This is a genomic window from Herbaspirillum sp. B65 (genome assembly GCF_000333555.1).
GTDB lineage: Bacteria > Pseudomonadota > Gammaproteobacteria > Burkholderiales > Burkholderiaceae_D > Herbaspirillum > Herbaspirillum rubrisubalbicans.
The window spans coordinates 25,809-44,711 of record NZ_BADI01001151.1; the positions used below are offsets into that span (position 1 = coordinate 25,809).

Annotated in this window: 20 protein-coding genes and 1 pseudogene; 13 read left to right on the top strand and 8 right to left on the bottom strand. The window is 62.2% G+C overall.

All coding sequences use genetic code 11. From position 1 onward, the window contains the following. Positions 1 to 2: 2 nt before the first annotated feature. The 4 genes from I5W_RS27580 to I5W_RS27595 all read left to right on the top strand — a co-directional run bounded on the left by I5W_RS27580 (position 3) and on the right by I5W_RS27595 (position 2,735). A complete protein-coding gene (locus I5W_RS27580; RefSeq protein ID WP_017449956.1) occupies positions 3 to 536 on the top strand; it encodes a Dps family protein in 534 nt (177 codons plus the stop codon). Positions 537 to 693: 157 nt separating this feature from the next. Continuing rightward, entirely contained in the window at positions 694 to 1,551 is an 858-nt protein-coding gene (locus I5W_RS27585; protein ID WP_252717253.1) for an AraC family transcriptional regulator, read from the top strand. A 120-nt stretch (positions 1,552 to 1,671) separates the two neighbouring features. Further along, positions 1,672 to 2,157, top strand: a complete 486-nt coding sequence (locus tag I5W_RS27590) for a helix-turn-helix domain-containing protein (protein ID WP_044531657.1) — start codon at positions 1,672 to 1,674, stop codon at positions 2,155 to 2,157. Next, entirely contained in the window at positions 2,157 to 2,735 is a 579-nt protein-coding gene (locus tag I5W_RS27595; protein WP_044531658.1) for a PIN domain-containing protein, read from the top strand. The genes I5W_RS27590 and I5W_RS27595 overlap by 1 nt, the downstream gene beginning before the upstream one ends. A 44-nt stretch (positions 2,736 to 2,779) precedes the next feature. Here the strand turns inward: I5W_RS27595 and I5W_RS27600 are convergent, their stop codons facing one another. Further along, on the bottom strand, positions 2,780 to 3,400 hold the full coding sequence (locus tag I5W_RS27600) for a response regulator transcription factor (RefSeq protein WP_044531659.1): 621 nt from the start codon (positions 3,398 to 3,400) through the stop codon (positions 2,780 to 2,782). A 350-nt stretch (positions 3,401 to 3,750) separates the two neighbouring features. On the opposite strand from I5W_RS27600, the gene I5W_RS27605 reads away from it, so the two are divergent. Together I5W_RS27605 and I5W_RS27610 are read left to right on the top strand one after the other, a co-directional pair. Next, positions 3,751 to 4,449 carry a YoaK family protein gene (locus I5W_RS27605; protein WP_044531660.1) on the top strand — a complete coding sequence of 233 codons (699 nt, stop codon included), beginning with the start codon at positions 3,751 to 3,753 and terminating at the stop codon, positions 4,447 to 4,449. Beyond that, complete coding sequence (locus tag I5W_RS27610) at positions 4,446 to 5,018, top strand: TMEM175 family protein (RefSeq protein WP_252717254.1); 573 nt, start codon at positions 4,446 to 4,448, stop codon at positions 5,016 to 5,018. The genes I5W_RS27605 and I5W_RS27610 overlap by 4 nt, the downstream gene beginning before the upstream one ends. 12 nt (positions 5,019 to 5,030) lie before the next feature. Here I5W_RS27610 and I5W_RS27615 read toward each other — a convergent pair whose 3' ends face one another. Continuing rightward, the gene (locus I5W_RS27615) at positions 5,031 to 5,684 is read right to left on the bottom strand and encodes an HAD family hydrolase (RefSeq protein WP_044531662.1); all 654 of its coding nucleotides are present in this window, start codon (positions 5,682 to 5,684) and stop codon (positions 5,031 to 5,033) included. 288 nt (positions 5,685 to 5,972) lie between these two features. Here I5W_RS27615 and I5W_RS27620 point away from each other — a divergent pair, with 288 nt between their 5' ends. After that, positions 5,973 to 7,073, top strand: coding sequence for a hypothetical protein (locus tag I5W_RS27620; protein ID WP_044531663.1), 1,101 nt, complete (start codon positions 5,973 to 5,975; stop codon positions 7,071 to 7,073). A gap of 167 nt (positions 7,074 to 7,240) precedes the next feature. Here I5W_RS27620 and I5W_RS27625 read toward each other — a convergent pair whose 3' ends face one another. After that, on the bottom strand, positions 7,241 to 8,128 hold the full coding sequence (locus tag I5W_RS27625; RefSeq protein ID WP_017449947.1) for a LysR family transcriptional regulator: 888 nt from the start codon (positions 8,126 to 8,128) through the stop codon (positions 7,241 to 7,243). 127 nt (positions 8,129 to 8,255) lie between these two features. On the opposite strand from I5W_RS27625, the gene I5W_RS27630 reads away from it, so the two are divergent. From I5W_RS27630 to I5W_RS27655, 6 genes are read left to right on the top strand one after another with little or no spacing between them, the layout of a single operon-like run. Beyond that, positions 8,256 to 9,203, top strand: coding sequence for an amidohydrolase family protein (locus I5W_RS27630; protein ID WP_044531664.1), 948 nt, complete (start codon positions 8,256 to 8,258; stop codon positions 9,201 to 9,203). 11 nt (positions 9,204 to 9,214) lie between these two features. Beyond that, positions 9,215 to 10,555, top strand: a complete 1,341-nt coding sequence (locus I5W_RS27635; protein ID WP_044531665.1) for an MFS transporter — start codon at positions 9,215 to 9,217, stop codon at positions 10,553 to 10,555. Further along, positions 10,552 to 11,472, top strand: coding sequence for an SMP-30/gluconolactonase/LRE family protein (locus tag I5W_RS27640; RefSeq protein ID WP_044531666.1), 921 nt, complete (start codon positions 10,552 to 10,554; stop codon positions 11,470 to 11,472). The genes I5W_RS27635 and I5W_RS27640 overlap by 4 nt, the downstream gene beginning before the upstream one ends. A gap of 45 nt (positions 11,473 to 11,517) precedes the next feature. Continuing rightward, on the top strand, positions 11,518 to 12,207 hold the full coding sequence (locus I5W_RS27645) for an RraA family protein (RefSeq protein WP_017449942.1): 690 nt from the start codon (positions 11,518 to 11,520) through the stop codon (positions 12,205 to 12,207). After that, positions 12,204 to 13,145, top strand: coding sequence for a hydroxyacid dehydrogenase (locus tag I5W_RS27650; protein ID WP_044531667.1), 942 nt, complete (start codon positions 12,204 to 12,206; stop codon positions 13,143 to 13,145). The genes I5W_RS27645 and I5W_RS27650 overlap by 4 nt, the downstream gene beginning before the upstream one ends. 59 nt (positions 13,146 to 13,204) lie before the next feature. Beyond that, positions 13,205 to 14,536: an MFS transporter gene (locus I5W_RS27655; RefSeq protein WP_044531668.1), complete on the top strand. Its 1,332-nt coding sequence runs from the start codon at positions 13,205 to 13,207 to the stop codon at positions 14,534 to 14,536. A gap of 109 nt (positions 14,537 to 14,645) precedes the next feature. Here the strand turns inward: I5W_RS27655 and I5W_RS27660 are convergent, their stop codons facing one another. The 5 genes and pseudogenes from I5W_RS27660 to I5W_RS27685 all read right to left on the bottom strand — a co-directional run. After that, complete coding sequence (locus I5W_RS27660; protein ID WP_044531669.1) at positions 14,646 to 15,368, bottom strand: immunity 52 family protein; 723 nt, start codon at positions 15,366 to 15,368, stop codon at positions 14,646 to 14,648. A gap of 5 nt (positions 15,369 to 15,373) precedes the next feature. Continuing rightward, on the bottom strand, positions 15,374 to 15,952 hold the full coding sequence (locus I5W_RS33785; RefSeq protein WP_252717255.1) for a Tox-REase-5 domain-containing protein: 579 nt from the start codon (positions 15,950 to 15,952) through the stop codon (positions 15,374 to 15,376). Next, positions 15,946 to 16,320: a hypothetical protein gene (locus tag I5W_RS27670; RefSeq protein ID WP_026051867.1), complete on the bottom strand. Its 375-nt coding sequence runs from the start codon at positions 16,318 to 16,320 to the stop codon at positions 15,946 to 15,948. Before I5W_RS27670 ends, I5W_RS33785 begins: the two co-directional genes overlap by 7 nt. 272 nt (positions 16,321 to 16,592) lie before the next feature. After that, on the bottom strand, positions 16,593 to 17,522 hold the full coding sequence (locus tag I5W_RS27680; protein ID WP_044531672.1) for an amidohydrolase family protein: 930 nt from the start codon (positions 17,520 to 17,522) through the stop codon (positions 16,593 to 16,595). Positions 17,523 to 17,724: 202 nt separating this feature from the next. Then, positions 17,725 to 18,903, bottom strand: a pseudogene (locus tag I5W_RS27685) (adhesin); the annotation flags it as partial.

Genomic DNA, 18,903 nt, shown 5'->3' on the forward strand with positions numbered 1-18,903 from the left:
GCATGAGCCTGGACGCTACCCAACGCCAGCAACTGGAGCAACGCCGCAAGGCACCACTGGCCACCCCCGGCGTGCTGTCGGCGCAGGCCAGCAAGGAGATCGGCGGTGCCTTGACCATGCTGCTGGCCGATATCTTCGCCCTGTATCTGAAGACGAAGAACTTCCACTGGCACATGTCGGGCCCGCATTTCCGCGACTACCACCTGCTGCTGGACGACCAGTCCCAGCAGATCATCGCCATCACCGATGCGGTGGCCGAGCGGGTGCGCAAGATCGGCGACACCACCCTGCGTTCCACCGGGCATATCGGTCGCCTGCAACGGCTGGCCGACAACGATGCCGACTTCGTTACGCCCTCGGACATGCTGGCCGAACTGCGCGAGGACAATCTGCGTCTGGTCGGTTTCATGCTGGCCACGCATGAGCTGTGCGATGAGCACGGCGACGTGGCCACCGCCAGCCTGCTGGAAAACTGGATCGATGAGGCCGAGCAGCGGGCCTGGTTCCTGTTCGAATCGGGCCGCACCTCGATCTGAGGCGGGCCGGTTTCGACGCCAAAGGCAGGACTTGAGGCAGGGCTTGACGGCCCTGCCTTTTTTGCGTTTTCCTTCACACTGCGTCTGGTGGACCGCTCTGTCCCGCGCTATGGTGGCGGGGCGGTTTCTTTATCCTTCATTTCCATGGATTTTTCACGTGACCCAGCCCTTACCCTCCCGTGGCCTGAAGCGCTTTCATCTGCAGGACGACATCACGCTGGTGCGTGCGGCGCAGGGTGTGGCATCAGAGCAGGCGCCGGTGATCGACATTCCCGAGGATGACGCCTTCTCGATCATCGTGCAATTGCAGGACTTCCGCCATCACAAGCTCTGGCGCGGCCGGCAACTGGTCCATGCCGGCGGCCACCGGCGCGGCGAGATGGCCATCACCGACCTGCGCGAGCAGTGGCGTTGCCAGCACCTGTCGGACTACGACAACGTGCGCCTGCACCTGCCGCGCAGCGCCATCGAACAATTGAGCCAGGACAGCGGACGTCGCATCAGTGGCTTGGAGCAGGGCCAGGCGTTGCGCGATCCGGTGGTATGGCATCTGGTGCAAGCCATGTTGTCGATGTTGGGCGAGGCCGCCAATGATGGCGACACGGTCTTCATCGATACCGTGACGCTGGCCTTGCACACCCACCTGGCGCAGCGTTACGGCCACCTGGCCGCCCCGCGCAGCAGCACGCGGCTGGCCGGCTGGCAGCAGTTACGCGTGCGCGACTACATCCTGGCTCATCTGTCCCGGCGGCTGACCCTGGCCGAGCTGGCGGCCCAGTGCAATCTCTCGCGCGCCCATTTCGCCCGCGCCTTCAAGCTCAGCTTCGGGATGCCGCCCCACGCCTGGCTGCAGCACCAGCGCATCGCCCTGGCTTGCCGGCTGCTGCGTCAAAGCGACAAGGGCATGACGGCCATTGCGCTGGAATGTGGCTTTTCCGACCAGAGTCATTTCAGCCGGGTGTTCAAGCAGGTCATGGGGGTGGCGCCGGTGGTGTGGATGCGAGGGCGGGTGTAGTGGGTTGATCGTTTGCGTCGCTTGTTTTTGTAAGGTTGCGTTTATTTCGTATATTTCGTATATTTCCTCTGTATCAATCAATCCAATGGCCTATGCCATTGTCGAAACAGGGAGAAAAATATGTCCACAGCCACCATTGCACTTGAAATGTCGCTTGAGACCCGAGAAGAGGTCGAGCTGGCCAAGGCTGCTCAGCGCTGTATCACCAAAGCACTGGATCATTCTCACGCCGTCAGTATCGCCTTGCTGGAAGAGGGGGGGGCGCGGATTGAGGATGGCTCGCCGATCCTGAAGTTGCCCCCCAAGGTCTTGCACTTGTTTGCCAACATGCTCGGGTCGCTGGCGCAAGGCCAGGCGGTGACCCTGATGCCACGGGAGCTGGACCTGACCACCCAGCAGGCGGCGCATTTTCTCAATGTCTCCCGACCCTATCTGGTGCGGCTGCTGGAAGAGGGGAAAATTCCTTTTCACAAGGTCGGGACGCACCGTCGAATCCGTTTTGCAGATGTACTGTGCTACAAGGAACAGCGTGCCAGCCAATCGAAAGCACATCTGAAAGCACTGTTGCAGCAGGCCCAGGATCTGGACATGGGATACGGCCCATAATGGCGGGCTTCGTTCAATATACGGCAATATTGGATGCCTGCGTTCTCTATCCCGCGCCATTGCGGGATCTGTTGTTGCATTTGGCCGAAGCAGGGCGTTTCCAGGCTCGCTGGAGTGCTGCGATCCATGATGAATGGACCCGCAATCTCTTACACCAACGGCCGGAGATTGATGCGGCACGATTGATGAACACGGTGGCGCTGATGAACGCGTCCATCGAAGACTGCATGATCGAGGACTATCAATTTCTCATCGACAGTCTGAGCCTACCCGATCCAGATGACCGCCATGTACTGGCCGCGGCTATCGTTGGGCACGCCGATGCCATCGTCACCTTCAATCTCAAGGATTTTCCGCGCGCTATCGTAGGACGTCACGCCATCGAAGTACTGCATCCAGATGACTTCCTGCTGCACCAATACGATCTGGAGCCGGTTCGCTTCCTGACCGTGGTCAAGGAACTGCGCGAAGGTTTGAAGCGACCGGTAGTCAGCGCTGAGCAACTGGTGCGTACCTATGAGCGCCAAGGGCTATTGCAGATCGCATCCAGGTTGTCTGAGGCGATTGAATTGATCTAGGGGGAACAGGTCGTGCGTCGAGGTTGCGTATCGAAGATTTTCCCTCAACGCTGCCTGGCCGAATGAATCTGCAAACGCTCCGCCGCCCGCACCAGGTCGGCCAGGGTCTTGGTCTGCATCTTGTCCATCACGCGGCGCTTGTGGACCTTGACGGTGATTTCGCTGATGCCCAGTTCGGTGGCGATCTGCTTGTTGAGCAGGCCGCCGATGGCCAGCTCCAGGACTTCGCGTTCGCGCGGGGTCAGCTTTTCCAGGCGCGAGGCGTTGGCCGCGTGCTCCACCCGTTTGTGTAACTGCCGTCCGGCCACGGTCAGCGCTTCTTCCACCGCACCCAGCAGGCGTTCATCTTCGATGGGCTTGGTCAGGAATTCATGGGCGCCAGCCTTCATGGCCTGCACCGTCACCGGGATGGTGCCGTAGCCCGAGATGAAGATGACGGGAATGGCGTCGCCCCGTTGCTCCAGCCGATGCACCACGTCAAAGCCATCGGCGCCGGGCATCTTCATGTCCAGCAGCAGGCAGCAGGGGGTGCCGGGCAGCGGCATCTGCAGGAATTCATCGGCCGAGGCGAAGCCGCGTGCAGTGTAACCGGCCGAAGCCAGCAGTCTGAGCAGAGCCGTCCTGACCATGCCATCGTCGTCGACGACATATACGGTACTTTCCATGGTTCCATCCGTCTTGCCGGGTTGCAAAAATCATTGCGCAGGCAGGGCCGATACAGGGCGGTCAGGGGCGCCATCAGGCCATGCTGTACATTGCCTGCCATCATCTGCATTCGAGTCGGGTTTGGATTGTACGAATGTGCTGTTTTTTGTAAAAAACGCCTTTGTTGCATCTGCCGATCTGCCGCTCTGCCGGTCTGGCCATCATGGCGGCATGGAGGGTTTCATTGGCAATGAGTGGACGGCTCCTTGCCTCTTTCCTGCGCCCTATCCACAGAGATAATGGGCGCGCAGCGTGCGCGATGCTAAGGTGTGCGGCCTGGCTCCCCGCCCTCCAAAGAAGCGAGACCCTCATGAATGTCGCCCCACGCAACCGCCTGCAGTCCTCAGGACTGGCCTTCCTCGCCGCCTATGTCGATACGCTGGGCTTCATCGCCCTGTTCGGCTTGTTCACGGCGCACGTAACGGGCAACTTCATCCTGATCGGTGCGGCCCTGGCCGATACCTCGCAGATGTCGATCCTGCTCAAGTTCCTGGCCTTCCCGGCCTTCATCCTGGGCGTGGCGGTGGCGCGTGTGTTCATCGCCGCCATCCAGCGCGCCCATGGTCGGGCGCTGGCCTGGTCGCTGTTGCTGCAACTGGTACTGTTGATCGGTTTCATGCTCTGCGGCATCGCGGCCACGCCGGTGCAGTCGCCTACCGCGGGCTGGGTGATGGCCGCGGGCCTGCTGGGCACCGCCTCCATGGGCGTACACAGCGCCATCAGTCGCCTGTTGCTGGCGCATCTGGCGCCGACCTCGCTGATGACCGGCAATGTCACCCAGGTGGTGATCGACGTGGTCGACATGCTGCGCGGTGCGGCCGATGCCGGCACCACCGAGCGTTGCGTCAAGTTCGTCTGGCCGGTGCTGTCCTTCGGCGTGGGTGCCATTGCGGCGGCCTTTGCCTATCACGCCATCGGCTTTGCCGGGCTGATCGTGCCGGTGCTGATCCTGGTGGCCATGATCGTTTGGGAATGGCGCCAACCTGCTCCCTCGGCGCTGGCCAAGTGAACAAGTCGCGGCTGGAAGCCTTCAGCGATGGCGTCATCGCCATTGCCATCACCATCATGGTGCTGGGCCTGCAGACACCCCAGGGCGCCAGTCTGGAGGACCTGGCGCCGCTGATGCCGCCACTGCTGAGCTATGTGCTGAGCTTCGTCTACATCGGCATCTACTGGGTCAACCATCACCACCTGCTGCAACTGGCCACGCAGGTCGACCGCCGCGTGCTGTGGGCCAACCTGCACCTGCTGTTCTGGCTGTCGCTGCTGCCCTTCGTCACCTCATGGGTGGCCCATCATCATCGCCAGAGCGCGCCGGTGGCCTGCTATGGCGTGGTGCTGCTGATGTGCTCGGTGTCGTTCCTGTTGCTCAAGCTGGCGTTGCGCCATAGCGAAGCGGCCCATCCTTCGCTGGCGGCGCTGATCGGCCATGGCCGCAAGAATGCGCTGTCCATCCTGCTCTATGCGGTGGCCATTCCACTGTCCCTGCTCACGCCCTTGGGCGCCACCGCCATCTACGTCTTGCTGGCCCTGTTGTGGTTCCTGCCGGACCATCACTTCGAGCAAGCGCGTCCTTGACCACGCCGGCGATCAGGCGCCCAGCTTGTCCCACAAGGCAGCGGCGTTGAAGTCGCGGATCACCGCATCGGCCCCGGCGGCGCGCAGGCGCGTTTCATCCAATGCACCCAACATGCCGAAGGTCCAGACCTGGGCGCCGCTGGCGGCTGTTACGCCCGAGCTGGAATCCTCGAAGGCCACCGCCTGCTGCGGCTGACCACCCAGCACTTGCAGCGCGGTCAGGTAGGGCAGGGGATCGGGCTTGGCGCGCGCCAGTTCGTCGCCGATCACCAGCGTATCGAAGCGCCCGGCCAGACCCGTGGCCTTGAGCATCAGCTCGGCATTGGCGCGCGGGGCATTGGTCACCACGGCGCTACGGCCCCCGATGCGGGCGATGTGTTCCAGCAGGCGTTCGATGCCCGGCGTGGGTGCGACCTGCTGGTCCAGTTGCGAGCGGAACAGTTGCTCCTTCTCTTCGGCCAGCGGCTGGTATTCGGAGGCCGGCATCCCGGGGAACAGGTGGCCGAAGATCATGGCATTGGAGGCGCCCATGATGTGGGTCTTGTAGTAATCGACGTCGATGCTGCGCTCCCAGCGTGCCAGGATGGTGTTGAAGGCGGCATGGTGCAGGGCGTCGCTATCCATGAGCGTGCCGTCGAGGTCGAACAGGAAATGGGTGATGGTCATGTGGGCTGTGCACTCGCTGAGTGGTGAAAGATAAAACCAACCATGCCTGCAGGCAGGGCTGAGGCGGCCATTCTATAAGAGCCGCTGCGGATGTGCTGTGCACTTTCTTGCGCATCCTCTTTCCCCTCTTCCTTTATTTCTCTCGGCATTTTTCGCGCTTTCCTACGCCAGCAGCCGAACTGCGCCGATGGCGCCTGGCCCGGCGCGCCCCTACAGTCTGTTGGTGGCAATGCCCCCGGCCCTGTGCACGCTGCAGGGATCAATCCATCAAGAAACGCGAGGAGATTCATGACCACCTCAACCCTTCACTCCCTCCCACCGGCCAGCAGCGAAGCCGTCAATCCCAACGGCTCCGGCGTCTCCTGGGGCGCCATCCTGGCCGGCGCCTTTGCCGCCGCCGCACTTTCCTTCATCCTGGTGATGCTGGGCTTCGGCCTGGGCTTTTCCTCGATCTCGCCGTGGTCCGGCCAAGGGATCTCGGCCAAGGCCATCGGCTACTCGACCGCCGGCTGGCTGCTCTTCACGCAGATCGCTGCCTCCGCCATCGGCGGTTTCCTGGCCGGACGCCTGCGCGTGAAGTGGGCCGGTCTGCATACCCGTGAAGTGTATTTCCGCGACACCGCGCATGGCCTGCTGGCGTGGGCGGTGGCTTCGCTGGCTACCGCCGCCCTGCTGGGCTCGGCCGTGGGCAGCGTCATCTCCGGCGGCGCCAAGACCCTGGGTGCCGCAGGTGGCGCGCTGGGCACTGGCGCTGCGGCCACTGCCGCGGCCATGGGGCCGGACGGTGCGCCACAGGCGGGTAACCTGGCCGATCGCGCCTCGGGCTATTTCATCGATTCGATGTTCCGCACCGGCAGCAATGCCGCTGTGCCAAGCGCCGGTGCGGCGCCCGCCGCGCCGCTGACTCCGCCTGCCGGCAGCGATGCCGCTAGCGCTTCTGCTGCGGCGCCGCTGGCCGCACCGACGCCCGCCGATGGCCGTGAACTGAGCTCGGCCCAGCGCATGGAAGTGGCGCGCGTGTTCGGCTATTCGCTGGCCAAGCAGCAACTGGCCGACAACGACAAGCGCTACCTGGGACAACTGGTGGCGCGCCACACCGGCCTGGCGCAAGCCGATGCCGAAAAGCGCGTCGCCGACACCTTTGCCGCCTACCAGCGCAATCTCGATGACGCTGCCGCCAAGGCCAAGGAAGCCGCCGATGCTGCTCGCAAGGCCGCGGCCTATGCGTCGCTGTGGATGTTCCTGGCGCTGCTGTGCGGGGCGTTCATCGCCAGCCTGCTGGCCACCTATGGCGGCCGCCTGCGTGACCGCAACGAACTCTATGGCGAGCCGGTGCTGCGTCACCCGGTGCACGATCCCCGCGTCGACGGACCCGAACACCAACTTTGATAGGAGACTGACATGGGCGCCATTCTGCTCTGGCTCTTGGGTATTCCGATTCCCATCATCCTGCTGCTGATCCTGTTGTTCTGAGCAACGTTGCAGCATCACCGTGAGAACGCCAAGGGCGGCCGCAAGGCCGCCCTTGGCCTTTGTCATGCCGTGATACGGTCCTGCTACTTCCTCATCAGCGGCCGTCGTCGGATGATGGTCAGCAGCCGCTGGGCCGCGGGTGACAGGTAGATGTCGCGGCGGTAGGTCAGCCCCATGCGACGCAGCATGGTGGTTTCCTTCAGGACCACTTCGCGCAGATGGCCGCGCCCGGCCTGCAGGTTCAGCTTGGAAGCAAAGCCCAGCAGATTGCTGCGCTCGATCAAGGGCATGATCATGTTGAGCACCGTAGGCATGATCTGCACCGTGGGCCGGGGCAGGTGATGGCGATCGAACACATTGTCCAGCCACTGGCGACTCAGCACCGACTGCGCCGGCAGCACCCACTGGTACTCCAGTAGATGGCGCAGCTTGATGCGGCGCTCGAAGATGGGATGGTGCGGACTGGCCATGACCACCATCTGGTCCTGCATGATCTCTTCGGTATGGAACACCTCATCTTCCTGGATCATCGGCCCCAGTACGATATCCAGCTCACCGGCCTTCAATCCTGCCAGCAGCACGTCGTTCATCGAGACCTTCAGTTCGATGGTGACCTTGGGTGCCTCTCTCAGCAACTCCTGGCACAGGCCCGGCAGGATGTGCTCGGCCAGGGTGGGAATGCAGCCCAGGCGGATGTTGCCTTCGCGGCCGTGGGCATAGTCGCCGATCTCGCGCGCGGTCTCATCCATCATCAGGCTGATCTGGCGTGCCCGGTTCAGCAGCGCCTGGCCCACGGCGGTCAGACGGATACCCCGACCGGCCCGCTCGAACAGTGGTGCGCCCAATTGTTCTTCCAGACGATCGATGCATTTGGTCAGCGCCGGCTGGGTCTTGAAGAGCCGTTCGGCCGCGCGTCCCACATGGCCTTCCTCGGCAATGACGGCAAAATACTTGAGGTCGCGGAAGTCCATGATTCATTCCTCAAAGTTATCGAATCTAAAATAAAAGCAAATATACATTAAATATCCCGCCGCGTAGACTGCCCTCCAAACAAGAACCTTGCCCGTCAGCGGCAACGACAATATGGAGACCAGTACCATGCCTGACCAGCCTTCGCGGCGCCATTTCCTGGGTCGCAGTATCCGCTTCGCCGGCGCCCTGGGCGCGGCCACCTATATGCCCATCGCCCTGGCACAGGACGTGAGCTATCCGCATTCGACCGGCGGCGAACTTCCCGTGGCTCGCCTGCCGGCCAATGCCTGCGATTGCCATATGCACATCTACGATGCGCGCTTCCCCTGGGCGCCCGGCGCCAAGCTGCTGCATCCGCCTGCCACCGTGGCCATGTATCGCCAGATACAGCAACGCCTGGGCAGCACGCGCAACGTCGTGGTGACGCCTTCCGCCTACGGCGTGGACAACCGTTGCACCCTCGATGCCCTGGCCCAGTTCGGCGCCACTGCGCGTGGTGTGGCGGTGGTCAACGACCAGGTCAGCGATGAGGAACTGCAGCGCCTGCATCAGGCTGGCGTGCGCGGTCTGCGCTTCAACCTGGCGCTGGGTTCGGTGACCACCGTGGCGATGATGGAACCGCTGGCGCGCCGGGTGGCGGCGCTGGGCTGGCATCTGCAGGTGAACATGTCCAATGACGTGCTGCTGGCCAATGCTGCGCTGCTGGCGCGCCTGGCCGTGCCGGTGGTGTTCGATCACTTTGCCCGCATCCCCTTGCAGGCGGGCGCCGGTGATCCGGTGTTCGACCTGGTGACCTCCTTGATGCGCGAGCAGCGCGCCAGCGTCAAGTTGTCCGGCGCCTATCTCTACAGCAAGCGCGGCGCCCCTGCTTACGAAGATGTGGCGCCGCTGGCCCGCGCGCTGGTCGAGGCTGCGCCCACCCAGGTGGTGTGGGGTAGCGACTGGCCGCATCCGACCGAACAGCACAAGCCCGATGATGCGCGCCTGCTGGACGTCATGATTGGCTGGCTGGGATCGCAACAGATGATCCATACCGTGCTGGTGGACAACCCCGCCCGTCTCTACCACTTCTAAGGGAAGCCTCCATGTCACAGGCATCGATCAATTCCATGGCCGGCGCGCCCGTCACTACCGCCGCCGTGAGCGAACCGGCCACCATGAAGAAGGTGATGCGTCGCCTCATCCCCTTCATCCTGCTGTGCTACGTGGTCAGTTACCTGGACCGCATCAACGTCGGCTTCGCCGCGCTGACCATGAACAAGGAACTGGGCTTGACGCCCTCGCAGTTCGGTCTGGGCGCGGGTCTGTTCTTCATCGGTTATTTCTTCTTCGAGATTCCCAGCAACCTGGCCCTGCATCGCTTCGGCGCGCGCATGTGGATCTCGCGCATCATGATTTCCTGGGGCCTGATCTCCATGGCCACCGCCTTCGTGGTCGGTCCCAAGAGCTTTGCCCTGGCGCGCTTCCTGCTGGGCATGGCCGAGGCCGGGTTCACGCCGGGTATCTATCTGTATTTCACGCAGTGGTTCCCGGGGCCCTGGCGTGCCAAGGCCACCGCCTTCTTCCTGATCGGCATTCCGGTGGCCAACATCATCGGCTCGCCCCTGTCGGGCGCGCTCATGGAGCTGCATGGCATGTGGGGCTTCCAGGGCTGGCAGGTGCTGCTGTTGCTGGAGGCCTTGCCGGCGGTGTTGCTGGGTGTGCTGTGCCTGTTCCTGCTGCCGGACCGTCCGGCCAAGGCCAACTGGCTGAACCCGGCAGAAAAGCAGTGGCTGGAAAATGAATTGTCCACCGAGCAGAACGTACTGGCCCAGCGCCACGGCAACAAGTTGAAGGATGCCTTCACCAACTGGCGCGTGTTCGCCCTGGCCGGCGCCAACTTCTGCGGCATCATCGGTTCGCTCAGCATCGGCTTGTGGCTGCCGCAGATCATCAAGGAATTCGGCCTGCCTGCGCACCAGGTCGGCCTGGTGGCGGCCCTGCCTTACGTGGCCGGTGCCATTGCCATGACGTGGTGGGCCCGGCTGGCCAATCGCAGTGAACATCGTCTGCTGTTCGTGGCCGGAGCCATCGTACTGGCCGCGGTTTCGCTGGCGGTCTCGGCGTTCCTGCATACGCCCTTGCTGAAGATGCTGGCCATCACCGTGGCGGTGGCGTCCATCCTCTCGTTCCAGGCCACCTTCTGGGCCATTCCCTCGGGCTTCCTGACTGGCCGCGCCGCGGCCGGCGGACTGGCGCTGATCGTCTCCATCGGCAACCTGGGCGGCTTCGTCGGTCCCTCGGTGATCGGCTTCATCCGTGAGGCGACCCAGGGCTTCACCTATCCGCTGCTGTTCGTGGCCGGAGCGCTGCTGCTGGGTGCGGTCATCACGCTGGCGCTGGGCGATCCTGCCCGTGTGCGCTCCACTTCCAAGGAAACATCATGAGCTTCTTTGCCCCGCCGCCGGTGGTCGATGCCACCGTCTTCACCCGCCTGCCGGATCATTTCCGCACCCCCCGCAAGAATGCCTGGGGCGATGCCAATCGCGGCGGCCTGCCCATCGATTCCTTCCTCGAAGGGCCGTCCTTCGACCGCCAGGGCCGACTGTATGTGACCGACATTCCCTATGGCCGCATCTTCCGCATTTCCATGGACGGCCAGTGGGAACTGATCACCGAATACGAGGGCTGGCCCAATGGCCTGAAGATCGACAAGAACGGTCGCATCGTCATCACCGACTACAAGCGCGGCCTGGTGCAACTCGACGCCGCTACCGGCACGGTCACGCCGCTGCTGGAGACGGTCGGCTCGGAAGGCTTCAAGGGCGTCAATGACCTGGTGTTCGGCCCCAAGGGGGAGATCTATTTCACCGACCAGGGCCAGACCGGCTTGCAGGACGCCACCGGCCGGGTCTATCGGCTGGACCCCAATGGCCAACTGACCTGCCTGATCAACACCATCCCCAGCCCCAACGGCATCGTCTACGATCCGGCGCTCAATCACTTGCTGGTGGCGGTCACGCGGGCCCAGCAGATCTGGCGCATTCCGCTGCATCACAACGGTGTGGTCGGCAAGGTCGGGGTGTTTGCCAACCTGCATGGCGGCATGGCCGGTCCCGACGGCTTGGCGCTGGATGCGGAGAGCTGCCTGTACATCGCACATACCGGTTTCGGTTCCATCTGGCGCTTGTCCAAGTTCGCCGAACCCTTGCTGCGCATCCGTTCCACGGCGGGTATCTCCACCACCAACCTGGCCTTCGGTGGCCCGGATGGCAAGAGCCTGTTCATTACCGAATCCCAGACCGGTTCCATCCTGCGCGCCGAGGTACCGGTGGCCGGTCTGCCCATGTATTCCCACGCCTGAGCATCGGCGTCATCACGCATAGTCAACTTACCGTAAAGGATCATCATGAGTACGCAACCCGATTTCATCCGCGACTTCGAACGTGTCGATGCCGCCATCGTCGCCCAGGCTTCCGAATTTGCCGCTTCCATCCTGGCCGACGTGGCCGGTCGCCGTGGCACCCTGTGCAGCCGCGTGGCGCCGCTGTCGCCTTCCATGCGCGTGGCCGGCCCGGCGCTGACGGTGGAAGTGCGCCCCGGCGACAACCTGATGATCCACGCCGCCATGGCCATCGCCAAGCCGGGCGATGTGCTGGTCATCGATGGCAAGGGCGATGAGACCTGCGCACTGATGGGCGAGATCATGGTCTCGCAGTGCAAGGCCAGCGGCCTGGCCGGCATCATCATCTATGGCTCGGTGCGCGATACCGAGGCGCTGCGCGAGATCGGCTTCCCGGTCTATGCCGTGGGCGCCAATCCCAACGGTCCCACCAAGAACATCGCCGGTCGCGTCAACTGGCCGATCTCGGTGGGTGGTACCGCCGTGGCGCCGGGTGACCTGATCGTGGGCGACGCCGATGGCGTGGTGGTGGTCGAGCGTGAAAAGGCGGCCTCGCTGCTGGCCGCAGCGGCCAAGAAGGTGGCTGACGAAACCAAGCGCCTGACCGAAATCCGTGGCGGTGGCCCGCTGCGTCCGACTTGGCTGGAAGGTGCGCTGCGCAAGGGTGGCGTGCTGGCCGAGGGAGAGTCGCTGTGAGCGCCGCCCAGAAGGAAGTGATCATCGTCACCGGCGTGGACCTGGCGCCGGCAGCCGTGGCTATCCTGCGCGACTACCAACTGGTCTACGCTGGCGCCAAGCCGACCGAGGATGACCTGGTGCAGCTGGCACAACAGCACCAGCCGGTGGCCATCATCGTGCGCTACGGTGGTGTCAGTGCGCGCGTGATGGATGCCAGCCCGGCGCTGCGCGTGATCTCCAAGCACGGCACCGGTATCGACACCATCGACAGCCAGGCTGCGCAGCAGCGTGGCATCGTGGTCAAGGCCGCTGCCGGCGCCAATGCCCCGGCCGTGGCCGAGCATACCTGGGCGCTGATCATGGCCTGCGCCAAGAACGTGGTCGGGCTGGATCGCCGGATGCGCGACGGCCACTGGGACAAGTCCACCCACAAGAGCCTGGAGTTGAAGGGACGTACCTTGGGCCTGGTCGGCTTGGGCGCCATCGGTCGCCGCGTGGCCGCGGTCGCGGTGGCCCTGGAGATGCCGGTGCTGGCCTACGATCCCTATGCCAAGCAAGCACCGCAGGGCGTGCAACTGGTCGATCTCGATACGCTGCTGGCCGACTCCGACGTGGTCTCGCTGCATTGCCCGCTGACGGCCGAGAATAAGCATATGATCAATGCCCAGTCGTTGGCGCGCATGAAGGATGGCGCCATCCTGGTCAACACCGCGCGCGGTGGCTTGATCGATGAGCCAGCCTTGATCGCCGCGCTGGGCTCGGGCAAGTTGCTGGCCGCCGGGCTGGACAGCTTCGAGAAGGAACCCTTTGCCGCGCCCCATCCGCTGCAGCAGGTCGGCAATGCGATCCTGAGCCCGCACATCGGTGGCGTGACCACGGATGCCTATATCGCCATGGGTACCGGTGCGGCCAGCAACATCCTGGCCGTGTTGAACACCCAGGCCCAGCCTGCCTGATCCATCATGACCACGGGCCAGCCGCCGAGACAGGCGGCGCCCACTTCCGAGAGAGAGACATGGAGACCATCCAAGACCAAAAGCGGCTAGAGCGGGAAACCGTCCGCAAAGTCACCTGGCGCTTGTTGCCATTCCTGATGCTGTGCTATCTGTTTGCCTTCATCGATCGCGGCAATATCGGCATGGCCGCGCTGCAGATGAATCAGGATCTCGGGCTCTCGCCCAAGATGTTCGGCTTTGCCAGCAGCCTGTTCTTCATCGCTTATTTCATCTTCGAGGTGCCCAGCAACCTGGCGCTGCAGAAGTTTGGCGCCCGCAAGTGGCTGGCGCGCATCATGATCACCTGGGGCCTGATTTCGTCCAGTACCGCACTGGTGCAGGGCCCCCATTCGCTGTATGTGGCGCGCTTCATCCTGGGGGCGGCCGAGGCCGGCTTCTTCCCCGGCGTGGTGCTGTACCTGACCTACTGGGTGCCCTCGGCTTACCGGGCGCGCATGGTGGCCTTGTTCATGGTCGCCATTCCGGCGGCCAGCTTCGTGGCCTCGCCGGTGTCGGCCTTGCTGTTGCAGATGGATGGCATCGGCGGGCTGCGCGGCTGGCACTGGCTGTTCGTGCTGGAAGGCTTGCCGACCGTGCTGCTGGGGGTGGTCTGCCTGATGTTCCTGACCGATCGTCCGGAGCAGGCCCGCTGGCTCGATGAGCACCAGCGCAATTGGCTGGTGGCCACCATGAACCGCGAGGCTGCCAGTCGCGCCGCCAAGCAGCACATCCCGCTGTGGAAGCTGTTCAGCCAGCCACATGTATGGGGCATGGCGCTGGTGTGCGCCTGCGCCTCGGCGGCCGGTTCGGTCCTGAACGTATGGCAGCCGCAGCTGCTCAAGTCGTTCGGCCTGTCGGTGATGCAGACTGGACTGGTCAACTCCATCCCTTACCTGATCGCCTCGGTGCTGATGGTGTGGTGGGGACGTCATTCGGACCGCAGCGGCGAACGTCGCTGGCATACCGCCATCCCGCTCATGCTCATCGGCGGCGGCCTGGCCTGCGCCACGCTGATCCACTCGCTGATCCCTGTGGTGTTGATGCTGACGCTGGTGTTGATCGGTGCCTATTGCTTCAAGGGGCCGTTCTGGGCCATGGCCACCAACTGGCTGGCGACCGGTTCGGTGGCGGCCGGCCTGGCCGGCATCAATGCCGTCTCCAACCTCATTGGCGGCGGTTTGATGGTCAACGTCTATGGCTGGGTCAAGGGCGCCACCGGCAGCTTCGCGCTGGCGCTGCTGCCGCTGGTGGGCCTGTCGGTATTGAGCGTGGCGATCCTGCTGTTCCTGTCGCGCAAGTCGCGTACACCGGCTGCCACGGTCGCGGCGACGGCCAAGCCAGCGGCGCATTGATCAGCCGCCGCGCTGTAGAAAACAAAAAGCCGCCTTGCGCAAGCAGGCGGCTTTTTTGAGGCTCCCCCTTTAGCACTTGAGGCAAAATTCCACCGCATGACGATGTGGCTCACATTTCACTACGGCGAGGAAGCAAATCCTGCTCTACGAGCCTGATTTCAATGGAGGTAGCCACCTTGATGTGCTCCTCGTTTTGCACCGAAAAGGGCTCGTCCAAGATACTAACGACGATAGTCCCTTTTTGTTTCCCAGTGCTGTCCTCAACGGGAATCAACTCCTGCGCTTCAGGAACCTGAGAAGCTTTAATCACTTTGGGGAGATAAAGCATCCAGCCAACGCCCGGACGATCGTCAAATACCTTATGTATCGCATCATAGGGCGGATCGGTGACGGAAATGAAAGGTGCTGGCCAAATCTCCAACAATCCCTTCACTACCTGAATCATCTTCGACTTTTCCATTAGCGCCGGAACAGACGTAGATTGGAGGCTGAAGGTGGACTTGGAAGGGTATTCACGTACAACCAGAGTGTGATTCATCAAAATTGAGCCCTCTTCAAGAAGTCCATTCCAAACGGCCATTGAGCGAACATCCTTCTCGTCACGGTCTTTGTCCTCCTCTTTGAAAATGGCTAATGCAGCTTGAGATGGACCGTCATCATCGAATGCTTTGTTGCGCAATGAATTTTCCGGAGTATCTGCGGGCGGGCACCAGTCGGCCATAGGTACGCCAACTTGGTCTAACAAAACGGCTGTACGCCACAGCATTTTCAACTGCCCAGAAACATCCGGGAGCGTGCTTTGCTCATAGCGATAAGTAAACTTGATGTCCATAAATCTCAAGGCATATAAATTGAATTGATGCGAATCAGATCGTCTTCTGCAAAAGCACTTTTCATGGAGAGGTACATTGTCTTCTCCATGAAATACCAGTTCAATGCGGCCGGAAAACTCATACTAACGATACGATGCTGCGCTCTAGCTTGGTCCATTAGTTTCCTGTATTTCCCACTCATTACATACCAGGCTTTGGGACGCAGAGTTTTTTCATCAAAGAAGTTTGTGTACTGCGCCTTAGCCTCTTGAAGCAAGCATTTGTCTGGTTGAAATCCATCAAAATCCCGGTCCTCGTAATTCCATTCAGTTCCGGGCGCATAACCCGTTACGCGCGCCTGATAATCTCGGGAGATATCAGACATACTGTGATTAGGATGTGACAGGAAACCATTTATTGGCGGACAGTCTCTACACTTCTCTTTCGACAGCGTTGTAACCGCCGCTTTTGACAATTCCGAGTTTTGCGCTTTCTTCGCACGTGTATTGCGTTCCAGGATATCCGCGGTTGCATATCCAGCGGCACCTGCACCCAGCCAACCAAGGACTTCCGAAGCAAGTGGGATTGCAGCTAGGGCTACCATGCTCGGCTCTCTTCTTCCCGCTGCTTGACCGTACTGCCTAGATGACGCAAGACGGATTTCATTTCATCTAGACGCTGTTCAGGTAATGCACCGGATTTGCTTAAATACCGCTGTGTCTCCGGCCGCTCAAATAGCTTTGGGTAATCAGCAGACATGTACATCATGTAAATAAGGTGTCCCGTAGACGTGAATCCGAGATTAAGGCCATTGTCGTATGCAGATTGCATACGCAAGATAACCTCGCTACGCCCTGGATTGCCGCGCATATCTTCACGTTCAGAAAGAAATTCATCGGCTACAGCAGCGATGAAATTCTGAACATCACTAGCAAGGAATTTTTTATATTGATCTTCAGTGAGTGTCAGCATGATGACGACTGATATGAACACGGCGACCATTGAGTAGCAAATGCTACTCAACGATATCGCCAAAAAATTGAAGGCCCTAGTATCGCCCCCCGAACAGTTAGTGTTCGCTCAAGGGGTGCTCAAGCTGAGCAGGTCGGGTATGAGAAGATTTGGTCGAATTGGTTCCTGCCCCAAGGGAGGGTTGTGCGAGAGGTCTCTTGGATATATGCGAGGATTGATGACCGAGAAATTTTAGGAATCAGGTCGCTTTTTTCGTTGTACGTTGGTGGGGATCAGGTGAAGCCGAACAGCGCGGCCGGATTGTGCACCAGGATCTGTTCGCGGGTGGCGGCATCCGGCGCCCAGGCGGACAGCAGGTCGAACAATACAGCGTCATCGGGCTTGATCTTTTCGGTCGGATGCGGCCAGTCGCTGCCCCAGATCGCGCGCTGTGGTGCTGTCTGCACATAGGCGCGTGCCAGCAGGCTGGTATCGGGATAGTCGGGTGGACCCTGCAAGGTATCGGCGTAGGCTTCGGACAGCTTGATCCAGGTATGTCCCTGCCGCAGCAGGCGCAGGATGGCTTGCGCGCCCGGGTGCTCCAGACCGGCCGGCTGCGGGATGCGGCCCAGGTGATCGATCACCACCGGCGTGGGCAGGCCAGCCAGCACCGCTTCATGCTCGGCAATCTGCGCTCCCGACATCAACACCTGCACATGCCAACCCAGCGGCGCGATCTTTTCGGCAGTACGACGCAGCCGCTCCACCGTGGTGATGCCCCAGGTCTGGGGCGACAGGAAATTGACGCGCACGCCGCGCACGCCCAACTGGTGCATCTCCTGCAATTGCACCATCGGCACCTCATCTTCGATGACCACGATACCGCGTGCACGCGTGCCGAACTGGTGCAGGGCGTCGAGCAGACAACGATTGTCGCTGCCATAGGTAGAGGGCTGCACCACCACGTGACGGGCGATGCCCAGCTTGGCCATGAGCAGGCGATAGTCCGCCACGGTGGCGCCATCCGGGCGGCCCCCGCGCCAATGCGGCGAGACCGGGAAACGTGCATCGTAGATATGGTGATGGCTGTCGCAGCTCAGGGCCGGCGCCGCCAGCCGCGGTGGCTGCTGCCCCGCCGAATTGGGAACGCTTTGCGCCAGTGCAGCGCGCAGGCCGCTACAGGCCAGCAGGCTGCCGGCCAGGAAATGTCTTCTGCTTAGCATGAGTCTCCTTGGTTTTTCGTTGTCGGACGCAATCACGCCCGGCTAGTGAAGCGCCGGGCGTGCAGGTCTGTGACAAGGAGTCTAGCGATGCGGGCTAGCGAGGACTATTTGCTTTTGTTTTGCCATCGATAACTCGCAGGAATGATTGCCGCAGGGCGGCCACGGTGCTTCGTGGCACGCCCTGCAGGCCGTCCTGCTGCCGTCATACCCCGAAAATGGTGGCCGTATTGACGCTGTTGTACACCACGTTCTGCAACATCAGCGTATAGGTCAGCGTCCCCGATCCGGCCCCATCCAGATCGATGATCAGGCGCGTGTCGTTGGGATTGACGCCCGCCGAAGCCGTCACGAAACTCGACAGGTTGGCCGCGGTGAGGTTCTGGTTGAACACCTGTACCTTGTCCGCCCCCAGCGTGAAATCAGTCACGGTCGCGGCCAGGTTGGCGCTACGGCCAAAGGAGCCGACGATGATCCTATCGTCTCCCGCGCCGGTCTGGACGAAGGTGGCTGCAGAAAAGCGCGTGGCGCCGAGCAGGATGTCGTCATTGCCGGCCCCGCCCACGATGTCGGCGGCTGACTGCTGGGCCCAGTACCAGCCCAGTTTCAGGCCTTGCACCGTGGTGCTTTGTCCGAGCGCCGAGCCGCTGGAGAGCGAGGCCGTGATGTTGACGTCGCGGTACAGTCCTGCCGGCAGCGCACCCGCCGGGATGCTGATGGAGAAATCGCCCGCCGCCACTTCATCGAAGGCCAGCACCTTGCCCCCCATCTCGATGGTGACGATGTAGCGATCAGTGTCGCGCCCGCCGCCGACCCGGCCGGAGAAGACCGGCCCGCTGGCGGCGTGACCGGAGGCTTGCGAGGTCAGGACCTCGCTCACCATGGCATAGCCGGTCTCGGAGGTGTTGAGCGCCTGGGCCGAGGCTGGGCCCTGTTCGCCATGCCGTACCGCCAGGTTGCTCAGGGTCACCACGTCGCTGCCCGCGGGCACCGACACGTGTTGCGCGGCGCCGTTGACGGTATTGCCGGCCGTATCGGTGTAGCGCGCCACGATGTCATGCTCGCCCGGCGCCAGGCTTTGCACCACTGTCAGGTTCACGGCCTTGTTGCCGGGACCGACATCGTCACTGGTCAAGACCTTGCGCGCCAGCATGGTGCTGCCCTCGAACAGCGCCACCACGTCGCCCACGGCGGCGCGACCGCCGTCATAGCCGACCTGGATGGTCGGGGTCTTGTTGGGGCGGTTGGTATCGATCTGGTAGAGCAGGCCGATATTGGCCAGATCAATGCCGGTGCGGCTCTTGTCCGGGGAGGGCGTGGCCTGGTACAGATCCTTCTGGTCGCCCACGAAGAAGCTGCCCAGGTGGTGAGAAGAGATCATCGC